We start from the raw sequence: 18608 nt of genomic DNA on the forward strand, positions 1-18608 counted from the left end.
TAAACAATATTTCTATGTTATGCAAATTTATACTTTAGTATTTCTACTAATCATATCACGATAAGTTTCAATAATCAATATTATATGCTATATGTATATAATATGTTTGATTACATCAAATATATTATGAAAAATTTAAAATTTAATGGAAAATATAATGATATATATTATATTGTGATATGATTACAAACAATAATTTATATGTTGTTCAAAAATCAGATTCTTTTATATTGACTTATTTTTTTTAAAAATGTATAATGACTTGACAATAATATTGGAATAAAAGGGGTAGTTTTATGGGTGAAAAAAATGATAATACATTAAAAAATCAAATTTATAATGCTTTGTTTTCTGATATTATTAATGGTATATATTCTTCAGATACCATCCTAACTGAAAAGTTTTTAATGGAGAAATACGGCGTTAGTCGTGCACCAATACGTGAAGCACTTACACAGCTTATTGGAACTCATATACTATCAAGTATCCCAAGACAGGGATATAAAATTATTCAGCCAAGTAAACAGCAATTATTGGAAATCGTAAAATTCCGTTCTGTTTTAGAAAGCTCCTTTTTGGAAAATTATTATATGTATATAGATGAAGCTTTTATCGAGGAGCTTAAAAACATTTGTATGAGCCATGCTAATTGTCCTGACGATGATTTTATGGTTCGCTGGAATTATAATTGTGAGTTTCACCTTAAACTATTTTCTATTTATGGAAATCAGTATGCGTATAAGCTTTTGGAAGATGCTATGAATATACAGACTATTTTTTTTATACAGAGAAAACATTATAGCAGAACGAGTTTGCATAGGGTTTTAATTGATTATTTGGAAAGAAACGAAATTGAAATGGCTGTAAACATTTTAAAAGCGGATATCGAGAATCTTATGATTTCAGACATTGCTGCTATTTAAACTAATAACAATAAGAAATGATATTACACATTGATAAAAGGTCAGGAATTTTTGAAAGGTTATGATTAAAATCTCAAAAATTCTTGACTCTATTATTTTTTGAGACTAAATTTTTCAGAACTTTAGCGTTAAATATGAATTCACTAGTACAAAATAGAAATTTTGTGCACTAGTATATTTATTAAAAAAATTCCTCAAAATAAATATACTATTATAAAAAATGGTGGTGCATCAAATGAGTAAAAGATTAAAAACATCTTTAATTGTTATAGGAGTATTGTTAATTATATTTTTGCCTTTAATAGGCAGTTATAACTCCATTGTAGGATTAGAGCAAAAAGTTAATGCAGCACAGGCTAATATTGATACTCAACTGCAGAGAAGGTCAGATTTAATACCAAACCTAGTTCAAACGGTAAAAGGTTATGCAGCTCAAGAAAAAACAATATTTACAGATGTGGCAAACGCAAGAGCTAAGCTTGCTGGAGCCCAAACAATTACTGATAGAGCAAATGCAGATGCAGCACTTTCATCAGCACTTTCAAGACTTTTAGTAATTGTTGAAAGATATCCGGATTTAAAATCTAATCAAAATTTTAGAGATTTATCTGTTGCTTTAGAAGGTACAGAAAATAGAATAGGAATAGCAAGACAAGATTATAATACTGCTGTGAATAACTATAATACATCTATAAGGAGATTTCCAAATTCAGTAATTTCAGGTATACTTGGTTTTTCTCAAAAAACATATTATAAGGCTAGCCAGGGAGCACAGGAAGTTCCAAAGGTGGATTTTACAAGATAGTTTATGTTACAGCTTAGAATCATATAGATAATTCATTGATAGAACTAAGTTGTAAAAAAGCTATTTTATACAATCTTAAAATGGGAAATTTAAATGAATAGTAAATTTAAGATGGTCAAATCATCTTTAGGTGTATTACTTTCTGTGTTAATTTTTATTTTGACTTTGCCTTATTTTGTGAAAGGTGCTTCAAATATACCTGTACCAACTAAATTAAAGTATATAAATGATTATGTAGGAATTGTTGATGAAGGTTCTAAAAACTATATCGTATCACTTGGAAGTGAATTAGAAAATAAAACTGGTTCACAAGCAGCAGTGGTTATAATTAGTTCACTTGAAGGAAAAGATATAGAATCTTATTCCAATGAACTTTTCAGAAGCTGGGGAATTGGACAAAAAGGTAAGGATAATGGGCTTTTAATATTATTATCAATAAATGATAAAAAGTGGAGAGTGGAAGTAGGGAGAGAGTTGGAAGGCGTAATTACGGATATATATTCTTCTAGAGTTATGAATAGTGAAGCAATTCCACTCTTTAAAGAAAAAAGATATGGTGAAGGTTTAAAAAATGCTTATTCAGTTTTTGCAAGAGATATAGCTAAAGAATATAATGTTAGTTTGCAAGGAAGTAATGAAACTGCACAGAAGAAAAAATCAGTTTCTGTAAATCCTGTAGTAATATACTATATTCTGGGCGCTTTCCTATTGGATATTTTACTTAATAAAGCAAGGATAACTAAGTTTTTATTTTATTTGTTGTTTTGGAATTCTTTTTGGGGAGGCACAAGAGGAGGCGGCGGAGGCTTTGGTGGAAGTAACCAGGGCGGATTTGGAGGAGGCAGCTCTAGTGGAGGTGGTTCTTCAGGAAGTTGGTAAAATTAATGAATTTTACTTTATGCAATGTTTTTAAAATAAAGCACCATCTAGTTAAAGCCAATATTTTCATAAAATATGAGCTTTGATTGGATGGATTTTTTTTATCGTCTTCTCAACCTTACAATATAGTAACTGTAAATTCTTATACAAATATTGTTTGTAAAAAAGATTAACTTATATCCATTAAAAACTCATCAATTTAGAGCAACATTTGTTAGAGGAATTATTAAGCAAAAAGTACCTATAGCACATATCATGAAACAATTTTCTCATGTATCTATTGAGATGACTTCGTACTACCTTACTTTAAAGGAAGAAGAAGTTAAAGAAATATATTCAGATATGATACTTGGTAAAGATTCTAAAATTGCTGGACTTAGAGCAAAAGAAATAAAGGCTAAACTTAATGAACAGTTTCGTGGTAAAACAGAACAAGAAATTGATAATATAGTATCTAATTTATCTAAATCTATGAGTTTTAATCCATTACCGACAGGTGTATGCCTATATGATTTTAGAAGAGGTAACTGTTCCGATGGCGATGGCTGTTTCTTTTATAACTGTCCTAACTATATTACAGAGGTTAAGTTTTATCCTATCTTAAAACAAGAATTAGAACTTATGGAAAAAGAAATGATAAGATATAAGGAGTTGGGACAACAACGCTCTTGGGAAAGGCAGTATGTAAAATATAAGTATTTAAAACCATTAGTAGATTAACTTTAAAACAGTAGCCGAGGAAGCAGGAGTATCAAAAGGCTACTCTATACAACAATGATATTCTAAAAGAACGTATATTAAGCCTAAGAGCCATTGAGAAAGGTGTTCCTGATGATAGTATAGTTGCTGCACCTAAAGATAAAGGCTAAAGACGATAAAATAAAGCAACTATATAAAGAAATTAAAAAGCTAAAAGAAGATAAGCAAAATTTAATTATTCAATTGGTAGATATGGAAGAACTTAAAGATAAAAATAAAAGATTAAGAGAGCAATTAGAAAAATTAAAAAGTATTAAGTAAGTCGTAACATGATATTATTACGAATTAGTTAGGAAAAATTGATCTTTGAAAATTGAATAGTACGGCGTATCATATAATTAATGTAAGTTAATACAGAATGGTAAAATAATGCGTAGTTGAGGTTCCATAGCTATATGCCTTCTATTTTAATGTAAACAGCTTAGACTATTCTCTAAATGACTATCGGTTAATTTTGGAAAAAGGACTCAGTAAACAATTTTTACGTTTTTCGTCATCTACTTTACTTATTTGTTTATTAATGATTTCGACAGCATTGGGAGAAGTATAAATTTCAAGTTTTGAATCAATGAGCTTGAGATTTTCATTAAGAGCATTTATTTGGTTTATAATTTCCTTTCGGTGTTCCACGAATAATTTTATCCTCGAATCTATAGTAACGGCACCTTCCATACAAAAATCAATATATTTTTTTATATCTTTAATTTTCATTCCAGTATTTTTTAGACAACAAATAGTCTTAATCTGATTTATATCTGATTCGGTAAACACTCTGATTCCCGACTTATTTCTTGAGACAAATGGTAGAAGTCCTTCTTTATCATAAAAACGAAGTGTAAATATGGAAAGACCCGTTATTTTTGCTACATCTTTGATAGAATAAATCAATTTTAAATCTCCTTTAAATAATACGTTAAAAATAGCTTGACCTAGAGATAACTCTAGGTGTTAACATAAGTATAAATTATAAAAAATTAATTTTCAAGGATTTAATAAATATTTAATGGAGGCATAAGATATGCAAAAAAATGTTTTAGTAACAGGAGGCACAGGATTTCTTGGTGTGCAAATAATTCTTCAATTATTAGAAAAAGGTTACAGTGTAATAACCACACTTCGCTCCATTAGCAGTAAAAACAAAGTAATTGATACACTAAAAGCTAACGGTATTAAAACCTTTGACAACCTTACATTTGTTGAAGCAGATTTGTTAAAAGATGATAACTGGGATAAAGCCATGGAAGGTTGTGACTACGTATTAAGCGTCGCATCACCTATCTTTTCTGATATATCCCAAAAAGATGAAACTGAAATGATGCGCCCTGCCGTGGAGGGCATAATTCGTGTGCTAAAAGCCGCTCGAAATGCAAATGTAAAACGTGTTGTAATGACTTCTAATTTTGGTGCGGTTGGATTTAGCAATAAAAATCTGAATACTACTACAACAGAAGAAGATTGGACTGACCAAAATGAAAAAGGTTTATCGGCTTATGAAAAATCAAAATTATTAGCAGAACGTGCCGCTTGGGATTTTATTAAGAAAGACGCTGGCAATTTAGAGTTTGCTACCATCAACCCTGTTGCTATTTTGGGACCTTCTTTGAGTGCTCACATTTCAGGTAGTTTTGGGCTTCTAGAACATTTATTAGACGGGTCCATGAAAGCTATTCCAAATATTCCTTTAAATATTGTTGATGTTCGGGACGTGGCTGATTTACACATTCGTGCCATGACAAATTCTAACGCAAATGGACAACGTTTTATAGCATCGGCAGACGGTCAAATATCTTTGCCTGAAATTGCAGCATTGTTGAAAAATAAATATCCCAAAATTACAGAAAAGGTTCCCGTCGAGACATTACCTGATTCAGTTATATATTCAAACGCTTCTTCTAACAAACAAGCGGAAGCAACAGCGTTACTAATGAGGATGAACCGCAATGTGAGTAATACAAAGGCTAAGAAAATTTTAGGTTGGAAGCCGATTGCAAATAACGAAGAAGCTATTATTACCTCGATAAATAGCATGATTAAATTCGAAATTATAAAATGAGATTAAGGATATTGGTTTCTTATAATAATTTAGGGATTAAAATAAAGAACAAGTTAGTTCGCAACATTCTTATTTAGCGTAACAACTGAAAAAACGAACAATTTATCTAAACACTGTATTATTCAAAGTTGAATTCTACAGTGTTTTTATGTTCGTAAATCAAAAATATGACGAATTATCAACAGAGTTATTAACATGTTATACACAAAAAATAGTATAAAAAGAATGGAGGTGAACTTTAGTGAGGGCTTGGTACTTATTATACACTCTCTCACTAAAGATAAAACATGAGTTTAAGAGAATATTTAAAAGATAGGAGAAACTTAATTGCTTTTTTTACCATACTCATGGTATTTATAGGCGGAATGACTTTATTTGATAGTTCTATAAGAATGTTAAAATCTAATGCAGAGTATTTAATTACAGTTTCTTTTTTACTTTTCATAATATATCTTGCAATTGATTATAGTTTAATTAGATTTAATATGAATAAAATTAGAAATATACCTAAGGAAGGATTAGAGTGGATTCATAGTTTACCCTGCCCAAGGAATTATGAACAAAAGTTTTATCTTGATGTAATTAATAATCTGTATGAAAGTGCTAATATACAAATAGAAAGACTTGTTAATAATAACAATGAAAGTGTTGAATTTTTAACTACCTGGGTTCATGAAATAAAAACGCCTATTGCTGCATCTAAACTAATTATTGAAAATAACTTAAGCAGTGAGAATGAAAAGGCATTGTATGGAATAGAGATGGAGATAGAAAATCTAGATGTAGAGGTTGATACTGATTATAAATGGCTTGAATTTATAATAAAACAAATTTTAGATAATGCCATAAAATATACTCCTAAAGATGGAATTATAAATATATATACAAAAGTACAAGAAAAGGAAAAAGTTTTATATATAAAAGATAATGGAATAGGTATAAAGAAAGAAGACATTGGAAGAGTATTTGAAAAAAGTTTTACAGGTTATAATGGAAGGGTAAAGCGGCATTCAACTGGGATGGGACTTTACATAAGTCAAAAACTTGCAGGAAAGTTAGGGCATTATATAGCTATAGAATCTGAATATGAAAGAGGCGCTGAAGTTTCAATCCATTTTCCCAAATTAAATAAATATATTTCGTAAAAAGAAAATTACAGGTTTTGTCTGTAATTTTTTTTATAGAAAAATGTAGTTATTTTACACTAACGGATGTTAAGATAATTTTTCAGACTTTTGAATTGATTACCATTACTTACAAGGAAATTTGACATTAATCTTTATGGCACAGGTTGATATAATTTAATTTAATTGCTTTTTTTGATATAATACTTATATAAAATTTTTTAGATGATGAAGGTGATGTTCTAGTGCCAAAAAATATATTTTCTGGTTTAGAAGATTTAGGGTTTGATGATATAGATGAAATAGATTTGTACCATAGCAAAAAAGAAGAAATAGAAAAAGAGGAATTACTTCAATTAACGGATGAAGAAAAACAAAAAAAATTATTATATGATTGTGAAATTACATGTCCGGTTTGTGATAATGATTTTAAAGCTAGAGCAGTTAAAACTTCAGCTGCAAGAATTTTAAAAAGAGATTCTGATTCATTTATTATATTTGATGTTATAAATCCTTATTTTTATGATGTATGGGTTTGCGATAAATGTGGATATGCCGCAATGAAAAGGGACTTTAATAAAATTAGAGATTCTGAAATTGATCTAGTAAAAGAAAAAATCAGACCAAAGTGGCAGCCTAGATCTTACCCGGAGGTATATGATGTGAATGTAGCTATAGAAAGGTTTAAACTTTCTTTATTAAATTATTATGTGATAGATGCAAAAGCTAGTAAGAAGGCAATGAATTGCTTAAAACTAGCCTGGATGTATCGAATATTGAAGGACTCTGAAAATGAAGCTGTATTTTTAAGACAGGCTTTAGAAGGGTTTAACTATGCTTATTTTAATGAAGCGTTTCCCTTATATAACATGGATAAGTTCACTTCTATGTACATTATAGGTGAATTGAATAGAAGATTGGGAAATAATGATGAAAGTTTAAAATGGTTTAGCCAGATAATAACAACACATGGAGTTCCTTCAAAGCTTAAGGATCGAAGTAGGGAGCAAAGAGATTTAATAAAAGAAGCTGAACAATTGGAAAAAGGTGTTGATGAATTAAATAACGATGAGATTATTTCAAAAGAAAATCAAAAACCTAAAAAAGGATTTTTTTCAAGATTTTTCAGTTAAACGGATGGTAATAAACCATCCGTTTTACTCACAAATTTGTAAATTGGTCCACCTATTAGATATATAAACAGAGTTCTTGGTATCAGATGGAGTTTTGACTCCACCTGATGATTATTAACAGGATTCTTAGTGCTTCAGCACTTAGAAGGCGTTATCCTTTAGGAGAAATCGTTATCTAGGGACGTAGCTGCTCTTTACTCCCCTTGAAGAAGGGGGGATTAGAGCAGGTAGTCATCGGATAAATATTAACATAAAGTGAAAAATAACTAAAATACTTTTATGATTTCATAAACTGTAGTATTATGTGAATGAATTGAACTTAAAGTGAGTTTTTGAAAGGGGAAATATTTATAATGGAATCCAAAGAAATTATTGAACTACCTTTGGACGTATCAGTGGATATTGATGAGGGAATAGAAAAATTTCAATCTTTTATGATGAGTTATAGTTCTGCTATAAAAGAAGTTAGAACTAAACTTGAAATATTAGATAAAGAATTTAAAGTAAAGAGGAAAAGAAATCCCATAGAATATATTAAATCTAGAGTTAAGGAACCTAGAAGTATAATAGGAAAACTTAAGCGAAAGGGTTTAGAACTAACGCTTGAATCGGCAAAGAAAAATTTGAATGATATAGCAGGTATAAGGGTTATTTGTTCATTTGTAAGCGATATATATGAAATCGCAGATATGCTCAAAAGACAGGATGATATAACTTTGATTAAAGAAAAAGATTATATTAAAAATCCAAAACCAAATGGATATAGGAGTTTTCATATGGTTCTGGAAATTCCTATATTTTTTTCAAACCATGTAGAACCAGTGAGAATAGAAGTACAAATAAGGACTATTGCTATGGATTTTTGGGCAAGCTTGGAACATAAATTATATTATAAAACAGCAGGGAAGGCTCCAGTACATATAAAGAGCGATTTAAAGGAATGCGCAGATGTTATATCAAAAACAGATATTAAGATGCAGAATATACAACAGGAATTGGAGAGATTAAATTAATTTTAAATAGAATCTTGACATAAGGTGGGGCTTTAAACTCCATCTTATGTTGATTAACACTATATTATTTAGTGCTTAAATGTGAATTTTATAAAGGTGAATTCCTACCCATTTTAAATATATTGTTGAAAAATTATTAAATTGTAGTACAATGTAAGTAACAATAGCTATTAATTAATATACAATTTAAGCAAAATTACTTTACTAGGAATGGGAGGAATTAATTTGTACTTTAAGAGTATTAAGACAAAAATGGCTATATCCTTTGGAATATTGATTCTAATTATGTGCATAGGACTTGGTACAGTATCTTTTATAGAATCTTATGATACGTTAGCTTCAAATGCTACTGAATCCTTGCTTCAAATGGCTCAGCAATCTGCAAAATTTGTTCAAACTAAAATTGAAGGACAATTAGATGTAATGGAAGGGCTGGCAGGAAACTATTATATAAAAAGTGATGTATTATCTACAGATCAAAAATTAAATATTTTAAAAGATGAGGTACAAAGAAGTGGACATATAAGTATGGGTATAGGAGATGTTAATGGTAATGTTACATTTACAGATGGAGTAAAAGCAAATTTATACGATAGAGAGAATTATAAAGAAGCACTTCAAGGAAAAAGTTCAGTTTCAGATCCAATTTTAGGAAAAGCGGATAATAGGCTTGTTATGTCTTATGCTGTTCCTATTAAAGATGGTAGTAAAGTTAAGGGAGTTTTAATTGCCACACGTGATGGAAGTGAATTGAGTAAATTAACTAATAATATCAAGTATGGTAAAACTGGAACAACTTTTATGATAAGTAAAACTGGACATACAGTAGCAAATAAAGATATATCCCTTGTACGTAAAATGGAAAATGTAATTGAAAAAAGTAAAAAGGATCCAAGTTTGCAGGAACTAATGAAATTTGAAACCTATATGATGGAGGGAAAGAGTGGCGCAGATGGGTATACTTACAGGGATGGAACAAAAAAATATATAGGATACGCACCTGTAAAAGGTACCAACTGGTCCTTGGGAATATCTGTACCCAAATCTGAAGTTATGGAAAGCCTCACAAAAAATGAAATCTTTCAGGCAATTACAACTATTATTTTTGTATTAATAGGTGTATTAATAGCATTTTTCATTACTTCACTTATATCAAAACCTATAAATGTAATTACAAAGCATTTAAAAATAGTGGCGTCTGGTGATTTTACAATGCCGATACCTGAAAAGTTGTTAAAAATGAAAGATGAATCAGGTGTGCTTGCGGTTGCAGTAAAGAATATGCAGGAAAGTCAGGGAAATATAATTAGGAATATAATAGAAGAATCTTCTAATGTAACTGAAAATATGAAACAAATTAATGTGGAAATGGAGAATCTTAATAAAAGCATAGAGGAGATATCTGCAACTACAGAACAGCTGTCAGATACTACTGAGGAAACTGCAGCATCTACTGAGGAAATAAGTGCAATATCAAGGGAAATTGAAAAGGATGCAGAATCTATATCGAAAAAGGCACAATATGGTTCAGAAAATGTTTCAAATGCAAGCAGTGCATCACAGAAAATGAAACAAAAAGCAATGAAATCCAGGGAGAGTATAATGAGCATATACAAAAATACAAAAGAAAGTTTGGAAGATGCCATTAAGAAATCAGAAGATGTTTCTAAGATTAATGAATTGTCCTCAGCAATTCTTGATATTATGGAAGATACTAATCTATTAGCGCTAAATGCGTCTATTGAAGCTGCTAGAGCAGGAGAAGCAGGTAGGGGTTTTGCAGTTGTAGCAAATGAAATAAGAACTCTTTCTGATGATTCTAAAGATACTGTTAATAGAATACAGCAGGTTACAAAAACTATTTTAGAAGTGGTAGATAATTTATCATCTAGTGCTTATGAAATATTGGAATTTATAGATAAAAAGATTTTGCCTGATTACAATGAAATTGTAGAATCTCATGAAGAAACCAGTAAGAATTTCTTAGACGTAAATAATATAGTAACAGAGTTTAGCACTACTTCTCATGAACTTCTTGTATCAGTTCAAAATGTATCAAAACTAATGCAAGAGATATCCGATAGTGGAAATGAACAGGCAAGTGGGGCTCAAAATATTGCAGGGGAAACCTCTTACATAACTAAAATGGCAGGACACGTTGTAGAATTAACTGAAAAAGCAAAAGAAAAATCTGACTCATTAGTGGGCATAGTTTCAAGATTTAAAGTATAGAGGTGCTAATATGGAAAGATTAAATAAACTTTTGGGAGGATTATTTGGAGTAGCCTGTGGAGATGCATTAGGGGCAACTTTGGAATTTTTATCTCAAGAAGAAGCACGCAAAACGTATGGGTATCTAAAAGACATTATAGGCAGAGGCCATTGGAAGTTGAAGCCTGGTCAGGTTACAGACGATACCATGATGACTTTATGTGTAGCAGGAGGAATACTTGAAAATCCTGAATGTCCTATTGAATCTATAGGTAATAGGTTTGTAAAATGGTACAATAGTGATCCTAAGGATATAGGGATGACTTGTGAGCTAGCTATAAAAAAGTACATTAAAACTAGCAATTGGAAAGAGGCCTCATTTTATGTACATCATATATCCAAAGGCAGGACGGCTGGAAATGGGACCATTATGAGATGTATACCAGTTGCATTATATTACAGAGATTACAGCAAAATGATAGATATAAGCAGGCTGCAATCTAAAATGACACATTATGATGAAAAAGCAGCAGATGCCTGTGTATTATATAATACCGTTATTTATAAATATTTAAATGAAGAAACTAAGGAAGGCACTATTACAGAGGCAATTGGCAGCAGTGAAGACTATAAATATGTAATGAATATGAAAAAAGAAGAACTTATACCTTCAGGATATGTAGTTGACACTTTAAGGTGTGCACTCTGGTGTTTTATGAACAATTCAAATTTAGAAGATACAATATGTGAGGCTGCAAATTTATGTGGAGATGCTGATACTGTGGCTGCAGTTGCAGGGGGAATTGCAGGTACCTATTATGGATATGACAGTATTCCTGAAAGATGGAAAAATAAGATAGAGGTAAAGGATAAATTAATGAGTATTGGAGAAAAAATAAATAGCACCTATAATTAATATATAAATATTTTCTCCTCAATTGAAAATACTAGTTTATATAAACAGAGTTCTTGGTTTCAGGTGGAGTTTTTTCTCCATCTGAAACTTAGAAATCGTTATCCAGGGGCGTAGCAGCCGTTATCCCCCACTTTATAAGAAAAGCAGATATCCCAAATTTTTGATTTGGTGATAGTCGCTTTCACAGAGTGCGATGTGGGTATTATGGCTGGTAGCCATCGGATAAATAATAAATAGTAAATCGAAGGAGGAGTAAATATGAATTTTCCAACATCTTTTCCAAAGCAGCATCAGAATCATCATCCGGGATTTCAGTATGAAATGAATCCTATGCCTATATGTGATGATGCTGTGTATAATAGAAAAGGAGAACTTTTAAAAGGAAAAACTGCCATAATTACAGGTGGTGACAGCGGTATAGGTAGAGCTGTTTCTATAGCTTATGCGAACCAAGGTGCAGATGTAGTAATTGTATACTTAAATGAACAAAAAGATGCTGAGGAAGCTAAAAGACTTGTGGAAACCAAGGGAACAAAGTGCACACTTATAGCAGGTGATATTAGTGATGTAAATTTTTGCAATAGCGTTGTAGAAAAAACCATAAGTGAATATGGGAAAATAGATATACTAGTTAATAATGCTGCTGTCCAATATGAATGTACTGATATAAAGCAGTTATCAGATGAACAATTTGACAGAACTTTTAAAACCAATGCATATGGGACTTTCTATATGACAAGGGCAGCAATGAATTATTTAAAATCAGGAGCATGTATAATAAATACAGCTTCTATAGTGGCTTTTAAAGGAAGTGCCACACTTATAGATTATTCTATGACAAAAGGTGCAATAGTAGCTTTTACTAGATCATTATCTACTGCACTTGCAAAGGGGAAGACTGGAATAAGGGTAAATGCAGTTGCACCAGGGCCAATCTGGACACCACTTATACCATCTTGTTTTGATGAAACAAAGACTTCCCAGTTTGGTGAGGATATGCCAATGGCAAGAGCCGGTCAGCCTGTGGAATGTGCAGGAGCTTATGTATTTTTGGCTTCTGAAAATGCATCTTATATTACAGGTCAGACTATCCATGTAAATGGAGGAGAAATAGTGAACGGTTGAATTAACCTGCTAAACTTTACCGATTCCCATCAAATATTGATTATTCCCACTAAACTTTGGCGAAATTGCTATTTGGGTAGGAATTCCACCAATCCAAAACTCAAACAAAAACCAGGTAAACCCCCAGAGCTGAGAACAAAATCTCAGCTCTATTTAAATGAGAAGAATTAGATTTAAGAACCTTAGAAGAACTTATTTAGGTGCGTAGCTACTATTATGAACAGCATAAGGACTCTAAATCGCTGAAGACTAAGAATTCTAATATCTTCCACTTTGATAGAAAAGCAGATATCCCAAATCTTTGATTTGGTGATAGTCGCTTTCGCTGTGTGCAAGCAGATATCCCAAATCTTTGATTTGGTGATAGTCACTTAGTAGTTAGCCATCAGATAAATTGAGCAATTTCATCTATGCTTTTACGTACCTTACTGCGGAGAGTTGTATCTGCAGAATATCCTACACTTATGACAAGCCTAATTCTTTTAGAATTTGGTATGTGTAGTAAATCCTTAAGCTTCTTTTCATTAAACCAGCCCATTATGCAGGTAGACAGTCCTTGCTGCGTAGCTGCAAGGCATATATGGGCAGTTGCAATTCCTATATCTATGGGGGCATAATCCTGATCTTTAATTTTACCACCAATTCTAGCTTTAATATCTGTTTTTTCTTGAAGTACAATAATAAATGAAGGACAATTATTTGTAAATTTATTCATTCCTAGATCTTGAAGACATTTAGAAATCTTAGGTGACAGGTCTTTATTATTTACGATAATAAATCTCCAGGGTTGACCATTGCAAGCTGAGGGTGCAATTCTAGCTGCTTCTATACAGGCAACTAACTTTTCTTTTTCTACTTCTTTTTCTTTATAGTTTCTGCAGCTTTCACGTTGCTTGATTAAATCAAAATAATCAGTCATAAATACATCCCTTTCATAATTTGTTCATTTAAGTCCTTTATAATAATATAGTTTACGTTTGTCAAGATATATTTACATTATAAAATAGCCTCCTATGATATTTTGATTTTATCATAGAAAGCTATATTTTACAGACTTTTTATTATAGTCTCCTTTATCTTAAACATTGTTTACAGCTTTAGTAAATTTAAAATTATAGTATCATTTAATTATATTAGCTATCTCTTTTATTACTTTTTCAAAATTATCATTAAAATTATTTTCTATAATTATGTCAGCTTGATTTATAACCTCACTTGCTGACTTTCTCATTTGACTGTCTTTGGTATTTTTCATCATAACGAAAACACCTGGCTTAACAACTTTTCGTAAGCTATTTGATTCACATACTATAAGAGCATTTTCAGGTATTTGGCTAATAAACGTATTAAATCCTTCGGAAATATTATTTTTTAATGTTTTTAACCAGTAAACTTTTTCTGCTCCCGCAGCTAATAATAGGGAAGTATCTTTATTATTACCTGCATTTAATTCCTCTGTTATCTCAAAATTTCCTTTTAAATTTGAACATACCCCACAGCCTTCTCCTCCGTGTATGCATTTTCCGTTTTTATCTTGAATAGTTGTTACTTTTAGTGCTATCACTGGTTTAGTTAATTTATATTTATTTATTATTGAAATAGCAAGAGTAGTTTTTCCACTGTTTCTAGCAGTTGAACCGATTAAAATCATATTGGGTATAGTATACTTATTAGTCACTATTTTTGATCACCTCTTTATCAATTAATATTTTAGGCATTTTAAAAGAAGTAACTAGTCAGTATGCTAGCTTATTTTCTTTCAAATACTTTAAAAGCATCCAAGCTGACAACCTATGATCTTTATAGAATTTTCATTACATAACTTTCCTATATCCGAAATATTTATTTTTAATTTTTCTGATATTTTATAAGCATCAGAACATGCTAGACATTTCTTATCCTTATGTATTTTGCAGTAGCTCTCTATAATTTCCAATGTAATATTTTTGCCCATTTTATTCATCCTTTCTCAATGCGCTTATTCGTTTGATTACTACCTACTTAAATATTAATAGTATAATCTCAATGCTATTCTTTATACAATAACGTACCTAGATTTGATTTACCCAAATCTAGGTACGTTTTTCCAAAACTGATTTAATTTTTATATGCTTTTATTTTCTAATAACTCTAAAGCATTGGATTGACGTTTATTTTTGATACTATTATTTATAACTTCTGGACTAACTATGACGAAAGCATCAGCTGGACAAACTTCTACACAAGCTGGACCTTCAGGCCTGCCTGCACACAAATCACATTTATGTGCTGCCATAACTTCCTTATTTTCACTTTCTTCTTTAGTAATTACATTTAAGATTTGTGTTTGCTTATGGCTATTTTTGTATTGTGGGGCCATATCCATGGCGCCAAATGGGCAAGCAAGCATACATATTTTACACCCAATACATAATTCTGTTTTTACAACAACTTTATTTTCTTGATGAACAATTGCACCTACCGGGCAAACATTTGCACAAGGTGAATCATCACACTGCCTACATTGTATCGGCACGGTAACTTTTTCTGCCCGTATTAGATTGATACGAGGTGAAAAAGGAACACCTGCAGATCCTGCAGTAATTACACTAACATCTAAATGTGCAGCTGCACAGGCAATTTCACAAGACTTACATCCAATGCACTTATTGGGATTTGCAACAACAAAGGTATTCAATATAATTACCTCCTTAAGCGTCTTTACGCATACTCTTTTTACGGAAAATCTTGCGCTTTTGACATCCAAAATCTGAAAAATCTAATTTTTTTATCTTTACCGAGCAAACTTTAAATTCAGGTGTTCCAGTAACAGGATCAGGGGCACTATTAGTCAAAATATTAGCTGGACTCTCAGTAAAATGGAAAGTAATAAATGTTAATCCCTCCGGTACCCTAGTTGTTACTTGTGCTTTTGTAATTAATGAGCCACGTCGTGTTGATGCACTAATTTCATCACCATCTTCAATATTAAGATTTTTTGCATCTGTAGGGTTAATTTCCAAAAATCCTTCTGGATCCGCACCATTTAGTCCCCAACAACGTCTCGTCATAGTCCCTGTATGGTAGTGAGTAACGATACGTCCAGTAGTCAGCATTAATGGATATTCTTTATCAGGAAGCTCAGCAGGTTCCCTATACTCAATTGGGGAAAACTTACCCAAACCACGGGAAAACTTACCAACATGCAAAATAGGTGTCCCAAGATGATTCTCATTTGGACATGGCCATGGAATGCCACCGTCCTCCAACCGTTTATAACTAATACCAGCATAACTTGGTGTTAAAGATCTCATTTCATCAAATATATCTTCAGGAGAACTATAATCTGCTGGATAATCCATTGCATTCATGATATCCCTGAGTATTTGCCAATCTGGAAGACTATTACCTATTGGCTCTACAGCCTTACGAATACGCTGCACTGTACGATCAGTACTACTAAAAGTTCCATCTTTTTCAGCATAGGATACGCCCGGAAGAACAACATCAGCAACTTCAGCTGTTTCAGTTAAGAAAATATCTTGAACAACCAAAAAATCCAAATGTTTCAAGCAGTGTTCCACATGATTTATATCAGGGTCACTTCGCATTGGATTTTCACCAAATACATACAGCATTTTGACCTCATCTTTTTCAATTGCATTCAAGATAGACGGAATATTAAGTCCAACTTTATCGCTTAACTGAGCATTCCATGCTTTTTCAAATTTAGCTTTCACATCAGGATTAGTTACTGATTGGTAACCAGTGTAGACATTAGGCAAAGCTCCCATATCACATGCTCCTTGCACGTTATTCTGACCACGCAGAGGGTTAACTCCTCCTTTAGGCTTGCCAATATTACCAGTAAGCATCATAATATTTGCTGTAGATAGTACATTATCAACACCAGTAGTATGCTGCGTAATACCCATAGTATAATACAAAGCAGCAGCATCAGCCTTAGCAATAATTCTTGCAGCTTCTATTATCTTGTCTGCTGGAACCTTAGTTATACTTGATGTATACTTTGGCGTGAATTTCATTACAACTTCTTTGAAATCCTCAAAATTCTCAGTTCTTTCAGCAATAAATGCTTTATCAGCTAGTCCTTCTGTCAATATGACATATGACATTCCATTTAGAAGTGCTACATCTGTACCTGGTTTATGCCGCAGCCAAACATCAGCATGTAGTGCCACATCTGTTTTGCGGGGATCAGCCACTACGAGTTTAGTACCGCGTTCTTTAGCTTTTAGCATTTTAATACCAATTATAGGATGACATTCTGTGGTATTTGTACCAATTGCAAAAATAGCATCTTCAGGTCCCATTTCATCAAGTTCATGTATTGAGTTTGTCATTGCTCCACTGCCAAATGCTGTGCCTAGACCAGACACTGTAGGAGCATGTCACAAACGGGCACAATGATCGACGTTATTAGTACCAATCACTGCGCGCATTAATTTTTGCATAAGATAGTTTTCTTCATTAGTACATCGTGCTGAACTAAAAGCTGCAACACTGTCAGAACCATATTCTTTTACAGTTTTTTTGATTTTAGAAACAATAAAGCCAATTGCTTCCTCCCATGTAACCTCAACCAGCTTTCCTGCTTTTCTTATCAAAGGACTAGTTAAACGATCTTTATGATGTACAAAGTCAAAACCAAAACGGCCTTTTGAGCAGAGCTTCCCTTGGTTTACTGAATTTGCATTATCATCTGGGGTTACACTAACAATTTTTCCATCTCTTACATTTAAGAAAAATGTGCATCCTGTTCCACAATAAGGACAAGTAGTTAGTATACTTTTCATATTCTTACACTCCTTTCTTTAAGGTTAGGTATCTTAGTATTTTTAATTCCACTTTTACACAGTTTAACATTATGTCCAAAACTTAGTATACTTCTTTTTAATTAAATTATAAATTTTTTAATTTATTCCTAAACTTACCATATAATAATATAATTTAAACAATTGAAAAAACTTTTAATGGTTAATATAGTAAATTTATTTCGAAATTTAGTAGAAATTATCTGTGTGAATATTATATCACAAAATAATCTAAGTGAAAATGGTTTCATAAAGCTTGCATTTTTATAATATTCGAACACTTTTCAAAGATATAAAGTAATATTGATCTTTATTTGAGCATTTTATTAGTATAAAATAATATATTGATCTTTATTTGAGCATTTTATTAGTATAAAATAATATATTGATCTTTATTTGGGCATTTTGTTAATATAGAATAATATAATGAAATAACAATGCTAGTATTGCTACATTTACTATCAGTACTTAATAATCAGTATATCATATATGTTCTGATTATTAAGTATTTTTTATAAATATGTTTGGCACAATTTATGCTTTACTTTAAATATATATAATTGGGTAAATAGGATATACCTACAGAAGAAACATTAAATAAATTCTGTTTTTAAGGAGGTGTGAATTTGAAAATAGAAGTTAGATTATTTGCTTATTTTAGAAAAGATAGAGATAAAAAATTGTTTTTAGAATTTGACGAGCCTGTAACACCTGCGGATATATTTAAAAAGATAAATATTAAGGAAGAAGAAGTAGCTATTTTACTTATAAATGGTAGAGACGGTAAAGCAAATACAGAACTTAATGACAATGATGTCTTATCATTGTTTCCACCAGTAGGAGGCGGTTAAAT

The 18608-nt window shown here is 31.4% G+C and carries 19 protein-coding genes; 13 read left to right on the forward strand and 6 right to left on the reverse strand.

What is annotated here, in order from left to right:
- The first annotated feature begins 296 nt into the window (after positions 1-296).
- The 5 genes from CLJU_RS09745 to CLJU_RS22590 all read left to right on the forward strand — a co-directional run bounded on the left by CLJU_RS09745 (position 297) and on the right by CLJU_RS22590 (position 3627).
- Positions 297-923 (forward strand): GntR family transcriptional regulator, encoded by a 627-nt coding sequence (locus tag CLJU_RS09745; protein ID WP_013238642.1) that lies wholly within the window; start codon positions 297-299, stop codon positions 921-923.
- Positions 924-1158: 235 nt separating this feature from the next.
- The gene (locus tag CLJU_RS09750) at positions 1159-1728 is read left to right on the forward strand and encodes a LemA family protein (RefSeq protein ID WP_013238643.1); all 570 of its coding nucleotides are present in this window, start codon (positions 1159-1161) and stop codon (positions 1726-1728) included.
- 93 nt (positions 1729-1821) lie between these two features.
- A complete protein-coding gene (locus CLJU_RS09755) occupies positions 1822-2607 on the forward strand; it encodes a TPM domain-containing protein (RefSeq protein ID WP_013238644.1) in 786 nt (261 codons plus the stop codon).
- Between the two features lie 255 nt (positions 2608-2862).
- A complete protein-coding gene (locus CLJU_RS09760) occupies positions 2863-3327 on the forward strand; it encodes a hypothetical protein (protein ID WP_029170107.1) in 465 nt (154 codons plus the stop codon).
- A 123-nt stretch (positions 3328-3450) separates the two neighbouring features.
- The gene (locus tag CLJU_RS22590; protein WP_156496162.1) at positions 3451-3627 is read left to right on the forward strand and encodes a hypothetical protein; all 177 of its coding nucleotides are present in this window, start codon (positions 3451-3453) and stop codon (positions 3625-3627) included.
- A 180-nt stretch (positions 3628-3807) separates the two neighbouring features.
- On the opposite strand, the gene CLJU_RS09765 is transcribed toward CLJU_RS22590, so the two are convergent.
- Positions 3808-4254: a MerR family transcriptional regulator gene (locus CLJU_RS09765; protein ID WP_013238646.1), complete on the reverse strand. Its 447-nt coding sequence runs from the start codon at positions 4252-4254 to the stop codon at positions 3808-3810.
- A 130-nt stretch (positions 4255-4384) separates the two neighbouring features.
- Between CLJU_RS09765 and CLJU_RS09770 the strand changes: the two genes are divergently transcribed.
- The 7 genes from CLJU_RS09770 (at position 4385) to CLJU_RS09800 (ending at position 12941) form a co-directional block, all read left to right on the forward strand.
- The gene (locus CLJU_RS09770) at positions 4385-5419 is read left to right on the forward strand and encodes an SDR family oxidoreductase (protein WP_013238647.1); all 1035 of its coding nucleotides are present in this window, start codon (positions 4385-4387) and stop codon (positions 5417-5419) included.
- 287 nt (positions 5420-5706) lie between these two features.
- Positions 5707-6564, forward strand: a complete 858-nt coding sequence (locus tag CLJU_RS09775; RefSeq protein ID WP_013238648.1) for a sensor histidine kinase — start codon at positions 5707-5709, stop codon at positions 6562-6564.
- 224 nt (positions 6565-6788) lie between these two features.
- Positions 6789-7676 (forward strand): DUF2225 domain-containing protein, encoded by an 888-nt coding sequence (locus CLJU_RS09780; RefSeq protein ID WP_013238649.1) that lies wholly within the window; start codon positions 6789-6791, stop codon positions 7674-7676.
- Positions 7677-8029: 353 nt separating this feature from the next.
- Positions 8030-8689 (forward strand): GTP pyrophosphokinase, encoded by a 660-nt coding sequence (locus tag CLJU_RS09785; protein ID WP_013238650.1) that lies wholly within the window; start codon positions 8030-8032, stop codon positions 8687-8689.
- Between the two features lie 225 nt (positions 8690-8914).
- Positions 8915-10921 (forward strand): methyl-accepting chemotaxis protein, encoded by a 2007-nt coding sequence (locus CLJU_RS09790; RefSeq protein ID WP_013238651.1) that lies wholly within the window; start codon positions 8915-8917, stop codon positions 10919-10921.
- 10 nt (positions 10922-10931) lie between these two features.
- Positions 10932-11816 carry an ADP-ribosylglycohydrolase family protein gene (locus tag CLJU_RS09795; protein ID WP_013238652.1) on the forward strand — a complete coding sequence of 295 codons (885 nt, stop codon included), beginning with the start codon at positions 10932-10934 and terminating at the stop codon, positions 11814-11816.
- Between the two features lie 258 nt (positions 11817-12074).
- On the forward strand, positions 12075-12941 hold the full coding sequence (locus CLJU_RS09800; protein WP_013238653.1) for an SDR family oxidoreductase: 867 nt from the start codon (positions 12075-12077) through the stop codon (positions 12939-12941).
- A gap of 385 nt (positions 12942-13326) precedes the next feature.
- Here CLJU_RS09800 and CLJU_RS09805 read toward each other — a convergent pair whose 3' ends face one another.
- The 5 genes from CLJU_RS09805 to CLJU_RS09825 form a co-directional block, all read right to left on the reverse strand.
- Positions 13327-13860, reverse strand: a complete 534-nt coding sequence (locus CLJU_RS09805) for a nitroreductase family protein (RefSeq protein ID WP_013238654.1) — start codon at positions 13858-13860, stop codon at positions 13327-13329.
- Between the two features lie 201 nt (positions 13861-14061).
- The gene (locus tag CLJU_RS09810) at positions 14062-14619 is read right to left on the reverse strand and encodes a hypothetical protein (protein WP_013238655.1); all 558 of its coding nucleotides are present in this window, start codon (positions 14617-14619) and stop codon (positions 14062-14064) included.
- 90 nt (positions 14620-14709) lie between these two features.
- Positions 14710-14895 (reverse strand): hypothetical protein, encoded by a 186-nt coding sequence (locus CLJU_RS09815; RefSeq protein WP_023161665.1) that lies wholly within the window; start codon positions 14893-14895, stop codon positions 14710-14712.
- A 150-nt stretch (positions 14896-15045) separates the two neighbouring features.
- Positions 15046-15618: a 4Fe-4S dicluster domain-containing protein gene (locus CLJU_RS09820; RefSeq protein WP_013238657.1), complete on the reverse strand. Its 573-nt coding sequence runs from the start codon at positions 15616-15618 to the stop codon at positions 15046-15048.
- 13 nt (positions 15619-15631) lie between these two features.
- Positions 15632-17737, reverse strand: coding sequence for a formate dehydrogenase H subunit alpha, selenocysteine-containing (locus CLJU_RS09825; RefSeq protein ID WP_013238658.1), 2106 nt, complete (start codon positions 17735-17737; stop codon positions 15632-15634).
- Positions 17738-18381: 644 nt separating this feature from the next.
- Between CLJU_RS09825 and CLJU_RS09835 the strand changes: the two genes are divergently transcribed.
- On the forward strand, positions 18382-18606 hold the full coding sequence (locus CLJU_RS09835; protein WP_023161668.1) for a MoaD/ThiS family protein: 225 nt from the start codon (positions 18382-18384) through the stop codon (positions 18604-18606).
- Positions 18607-18608: the final 2 nt, after the last annotated feature.

The organism is Clostridium ljungdahlii DSM 13528, from assembly GCF_000143685.1.
Classification (GTDB): Bacteria; Bacillota; Clostridia; order Clostridiales; family Clostridiaceae; genus Clostridium_B; species Clostridium_B ljungdahlii.

Coding starts and splice junctions, on each gene's coding strand:
- CLJU_RS09745 (WP_013238642.1), top strand. CDS start 297: ATGGGTGAAAAAAATGATAATACATTAAAAAATCAAATTTATAATGCT.
- CLJU_RS09750 (WP_013238643.1), top strand. CDS start 1,159: ATGAGTAAAAGATTAAAAACATCTTTAATTGTTATAGGAGTATTGTTA.
- CLJU_RS09755 (WP_013238644.1), top strand. CDS start 1,822: ATGAATAGTAAATTTAAGATGGTCAAATCATCTTTAGGTGTATTACTT.
- CLJU_RS09760 (WP_029170107.1), top strand. CDS start 2,863: ATGAAACAATTTTCTCATGTATCTATTGAGATGACTTCGTACTACCTT.
- CLJU_RS09770 (WP_013238647.1), top strand. CDS start 4,385: ATGCAAAAAAATGTTTTAGTAACAGGAGGCACAGGATTTCTTGGTGTG.
- CLJU_RS09775 (WP_013238648.1), top strand. CDS start 5,707: ATGAGTTTAAGAGAATATTTAAAAGATAGGAGAAACTTAATTGCTTTT.
- CLJU_RS09785 (WP_013238650.1), top strand. CDS start 8,030: ATGGAATCCAAAGAAATTATTGAACTACCTTTGGACGTATCAGTGGAT.
- CLJU_RS09795 (WP_013238652.1), top strand. CDS start 10,932: ATGGAAAGATTAAATAAACTTTTGGGAGGATTATTTGGAGTAGCCTGT.
- CLJU_RS09800 (WP_013238653.1), top strand. CDS start 12,075: ATGAATTTTCCAACATCTTTTCCAAAGCAGCATCAGAATCATCATCCG.
- CLJU_RS09805 (WP_013238654.1), bottom strand. CDS start 13,860: ATGACTGATTATTTTGATTTAATCAAGCAACGTGAAAGCTGCAGAAAC.
- CLJU_RS09815 (WP_023161665.1), bottom strand. CDS start 14,895: ATGGGCAAAAATATTACATTGGAAATTATAGAGAGCTACTGCAAAATA.